At 67.3% G+C, this 4,972-nt stretch carries 4 protein-coding genes; all 4 read left to right on the top strand.

Features of this window, described 5'->3' with window-relative positions; genetic code table 11:
* Positions 1–98 precede the first annotated feature (98 nt).
* A complete protein-coding gene (cysN, locus tag ACFSC3_RS02855; RefSeq protein ID WP_380938510.1) occupies positions 99–2,012 on the top strand; it encodes a sulfate adenylyltransferase subunit CysN in 1,914 nt (637 codons plus the stop codon).
* The gene (locus tag ACFSC3_RS02860; RefSeq protein WP_380938512.1) at positions 2,009–2,752 is read left to right on the top strand and encodes a 3'(2'),5'-bisphosphate nucleotidase CysQ; all 744 of its coding nucleotides are present in this window, start codon (positions 2,009–2,011) and stop codon (positions 2,750–2,752) included. The genes cysN and ACFSC3_RS02860 overlap by 4 nt, the downstream gene beginning before the upstream one ends.
* A 240-nt stretch (positions 2,753–2,992) precedes the next feature.
* Positions 2,993–4,504, top strand: coding sequence for a TonB-dependent receptor (locus tag ACFSC3_RS02865; RefSeq protein ID WP_380938514.1), 1,512 nt, complete (start codon positions 2,993–2,995; stop codon positions 4,502–4,504).
* A gap of 41 nt (positions 4,505–4,545) precedes the next feature.
* Positions 4,546–4,908, top strand: coding sequence for a TonB-dependent receptor domain-containing protein (locus tag ACFSC3_RS02870; protein ID WP_380938516.1), 363 nt, complete (start codon positions 4,546–4,548; stop codon positions 4,906–4,908).
* Positions 4,909–4,972 lie beyond the last annotated feature (64 nt).

Genomic DNA, 4,972 nt, shown 5'->3' on the forward strand with positions numbered 1-4,972 from the left:
TGGAGGGGGAGCGCCGCAAGCGACCCGCTCGCGGCCCGCCCCCTCCACCACGCCGCTGCGCGTCGCGGTCCCCTCCCCGTGCCGGGGAGGATCGTAGCATGACCACCTACCGCCCTGACGCGCTGATCGCGTCCGACATCGACGCGTACCTCGCGCGCCATCAGGACAAGTCGCTGCTGCGGTTCCTGACCTGCGGGTCGGTCGACGACGGCAAGTCCACGCTGATCGGCCGGCTGCTCTACGACAGCCGCACGATCTTCGACGACCAGCTCGCCGCGCTGGAGGCGGACTCCAAGCGTCTCGGCACGCAGGGGCAGAACATCGACTTCGCCCTGCTGGTCGATGGCCTTGCCGCCGAGCGCGAGCAGGGGATCACGATCGACGTCGCCTATCGCTTCTTCGCGACCGACAAACGCAAGTTCATCGTCGCCGACACGCCGGGCCACGAACAATATACCCGCAACATGGTCACCGGCGCGTCGACCGCGGATCTGGCCGTCATCCTGATCGATGCGCGCAAGGGCGTGTTGACGCAGACGCGGCGGCATGGGTTCCTGGTCAACCTCCTCGGAATCCGCCACGTCGCGCTCGCCATCAACAAGATGGACCTGATCGGCTGGGACCGTGCGGCCTATGACGCGATCGTCGCGGAGTTCGGGGCGTTCGCCGCGTCGATCGGCATGGCGCCGCCCACGGCCTTTCCGATCTCCGGCCTGGGCGGCGACAATATCGCGAGCCGTTCGGACAATACGCCGTGGTTCGCCGGGCCGACCCTGCTCGAACATCTGGAGACGGTCGAAGTCGATGCCGAGCGGGACGCCGCGGGCGTCTTCGCGATGCCGGTGCAATGGGTCAATCGCCCCAACCTCGACTTCCGCGGCTTTGCCGGCCGGATCGCGCGCGGAGTCGTGCGGCCGGGCGATGCGGTCCGGATCGTGCCCTCGGGCAAGACCAGCCGGGTCGCGCGGATCGTCACCTCCGACGGCGACCTGAGCGAGGCGCAAGCCGGCCAGTCGGTCACGCTGACGCTGGCGGACGAAGTCGACTGCTCGCGCGGCGACGTGATCGCGACCGCCGAAGCTGCGGTCGAGGCCGCCGACCAGTTCGAGACGACGATCGTCTGGATGGACGAGGCGCCGCTGCTGCCCGGCCGCGCTTACTGGCTGAAGACCGGCGCGACCACCGTCAGCGCCAGCGTCCGCCCGCCCGAACATGCGATCGACGTCAACTCGCTCGCGCACCTGTCGGTCAAGACGCTTGGTCTGAACGACATCGGCGTCGCGCATGTCCATGCCGACCGCGCGATCCCGTTCGCGCCCTACGAGGACAGCCGCGACCTGGGTGGCTTCATCCTGATCGACAAGCTGACCAACGCGACTGTCGCCGCCGGCATGATCGCCCGCCCGCTACGCCGCGCGCAGAACGTCCACTGGCAGAATATCGAGATCACGCGCGAAGCCCACGCCGCGCAGAAGGGGCAGGCGCCCAAACTGCTGTGGTTCACCGGCCTGTCCGGATCGGGCAAGTCGACCATCGCGAACCTGGTCGAGAAGAAGCTGCACGCGCTGGGCAAGCACAGCTTCCTGCTGGACGGCGACAATATCCGCCATGGGCTCAACCGCGACCTTGGGTTCAGCGACGCCGACCGGATCGAGAACATCCGTCGCGTGGGCGAGGTCGCCAAGCTGATGACCGACGCCGGCCTGATCGTGCTGACCGCCTTCATCTCGCCGTTCCGTGCCGAGCGTGAGATGGTGCGCGCGCTGATGCCCGAGGGCGAGTTCCTGGAAATCTTCATCGACACGCCGCTCAGCGTTGCCGAGGGACGCGACGTGAAGGGGCTCTATGCGAAGGCGCGGGCAGGGGAGATCGCGAATTTCACCGGCATCTCCAGCCCCTACGAGCCGCCGGAAAGCCCTGACGTCCGCATCGACACCAGCCGGATTTCGGCAGAGGATGCCGCCGAACTGATCGTCGACCGCGTGGTCGGCATGTGGAGCCCGGTGATTTGAGCGCAGCCGCCCTCACGGATGCCGAACTGGCGCGACAGATCGCGACCGAGGCGGGGGCGTTGCTCCACCACCTTCAGCACGCCGGTCTGCTGGAGGGCAGGGCGCTGGGCGACGAGGGCGATCGGGTGGCGAACGCGCTGATCCTCGATCGCCTGCGCGCGGCGCGGCCGGACGACTTCGTCCTGTCGGAGGAAAGTGAGGACGACCCGCGCCGCTGTTCGGCGCGTCGCTGCTGGGTCATCGATCCGCTGGACGGTACGTCCGAATATGCGGCCATGCGGCCCGACTGGGCAGTCCATATCGGCCTTAGCATCGACGGCCGCCCGGAAGTCGGCGCAGTTGCACTCCCGGCGCGCGACGTGACCCTGTGTACCGACGGGTGCCGCGCCGCCCCCCCGGTGCGCGTGCCGCCCCGCATCGTCGTCAGCCGCAGCCGGCCGCCGGCGGAAGCCGTCCGCGTGGCGGAGGCTTTGGGTGGCGAACTCGTGCCGATGGGGTCGGCCGGGGCCAAGGCGATGGCGGTGGTGTTGGGGGAGGCGGACATCTACCTCCATTCCGGCGGCCAATATGTCTGGGACAATTGCGCGCCTGCGGCCGTGGCGCTGGCCGCCGGGCTGCATGTCAGCCGTCTCGATGGCAGTCCGCTGGTTTACAATCGAGCCGATACCTGGCTGCCCGACCTGCTGATCTGCTCGCCGGCGGTGGCCGACACCGTCATCGCTGTCTCGCGCAACGGTTAGACGTCGGCCTGAGCGATGCGGTCCGAAGGGCAAATTTGCACGCGGACTTGAACGAAACTAACTATAATAATCGAGATAAAACAAATGCCTGGTGCCTTGTGTTGTGCGGAAGCAACACGGTAGCAAGGCAATCCTTCACCTGATTGTCCCGCCTTCGAAATGAGCGGATATCCGCAACGGACCGAGCAAATCGGCCGCGCGGTTTCGCGCCATAAAAAGAAACGACGAAGGGACATTGCCATGATCACCCAGTTCCGCCGGCGCATGCTGGCGTCGACGCTGCTGCTGTCGGCCGCCGCGGTCGCGCAGCCGGCGCTCGCGCAGACCGCGCCCGCCCCGCAGGATACGACCGCCACGGTGCCGCAGACCGCCGATACGACCGCCGACGAACCGCAGGACGTCGTCGTCACCGGCACGCTGTTCCGCGGCGCCGACACGCTGACCGCGCTCCCCGTCACCGTCGTGACCGCGGAGAACCTGACCCGCGCCGGCATCACCAACACCGCAGACGCGATCCGCCAGGCGGCGGCCGACGGCGCGGGTTCGATCGGCATCGGCTTCACCAGCGGCTTCTCGGCCGGCGGCTCGGCGATCTCGCTGCGCAACCTGGGCGTGTCCTCGACGCTGGTACTGGTCGACGGCCTGCGCGTCGCCAACTTCCCGCTGAGCGACGACGGCCATAACAGCTACGTTGACCTCAACAGCATCCCGCAGGTCGGCGTCGATCGGATCGAGGTGCTGAAGGACGGCGCTTCGTCGCTGTACGGCGCGGACGCGATCGGCGGCGTGGTCAACATCATCACCCGCAAGAAGTTCACCGGCATCGACGGCGGCGCGGAAGCCGGCGTGACCGAGAAGGGCGACGGCCACAAGTACCGCCTGCGCCTGCTCGGCGGCATTGGCGACTATGACACCCAGGGGTGGAATTTCTACGTCGGCGGCGAATATGAGGACAGCGGCAAGGTCACCGCGGACTCGCGCGGCTTCCCGTTCAACACGCTCGACCTGCGCGCAGCCGGCGGCAACGATAACAACCGTGCCGACGACACGCTGACCAGCCCGACGACCAATGCGGTGGTCACGCGCACCACGCAGACCGATCTCAACAACCCGCTTGCAGGCAGCATCGCCAACGCGACGTCGCCGGCGATCTTCACCTCGCTGACCCCGCTGGCGAACTGCCCGTTCGGCACCTTCTCGGAAAACACCTCGTCGCGGGTCGGCACGGCCTGCGCGCACGACCTGACGCGCGAGTACGTCCAGATCCTGCCGAAGCAGCGCCGCTTCGCCGGCCAGGCCCGCTTTAGCTTCCGTGTGGCCGATACCGTCGAGGGCTATGTCCAGGGCAGCTATTCGAACAACAAAGTCGACATCCAGCTGCTGCCGCGCGGCATCCGCCAGAACCAGGCGTTCGGTGGCGCGCCCAGCACTTCGACCAGCAACCCGGGCATCGTGCTGCCGTACTTCATCTGCTCGGCGGGCACCAATTGCGCGACCGCGGCGGATCGCCAGCTGAACCCGAACAACCCCTACGCCACCAACGCGGCGGCGACGCCGGCGATCGCGGCGGCGAATGCGGCACGCATCTATTACCTGTTCGGCGACGTGAAGGCGGGGTCGGAGCGGACGAACGAGCTGTATCGCATCACCGGCGGCCTGCACGGCACGCTGGCCGATACGTGGCGCTGGGCGGTCGACGTCGGCTATTCGCGCGACGATCTGGACTCATCCAGACCGGCTTCGCAAACCTGAACGGGTTGGTCCGCGCGATCAACACGGGGTCGTACAACTTCGTGAATCCGAGCCTGAATTCACAGGCGGTGCGCGATTCGGTCCTGCCGCCGATCACCTCGCTGTCGGATTCGTCGATCTTCACGACCGACGCGTCGGTATCGCGTGACCTGTTCGCGCTGCCGGGCGGCAACGTCCAGCTCGCGGTCGGTGGCCAGTATCGCAAGGAGAAGCTGAACAACCGCAGCGCCAACCCGAACCTCGACGTGCCCGGTCTGTCGACCGCGCAGGCGTTCGGCGACCGCGACGTGTGGGCCGCCTATTTCGAAGCCGCCGCGCCGATCTTCGATCAGCTGAGCGTCAACGTGTCGGGCCGCTACGACAGCTATTCGGAAGGGTTCAACAAGTTCTCGCCGAAGATGTAAACGCTCGCGCTAAGTGGCGGCATTCTGATCGCGCTATTTGTCGGCGAGCGTCGCTACGCGGCTA

Origin of the sequence: Sphingomonas floccifaciens (genome assembly GCF_042681125.1) — a bacterium.
In the GTDB taxonomy this organism is placed as follows: domain Bacteria; phylum Pseudomonadota; class Alphaproteobacteria; order Sphingomonadales; family Sphingomonadaceae; genus Sphingomonas; species Sphingomonas floccifaciens.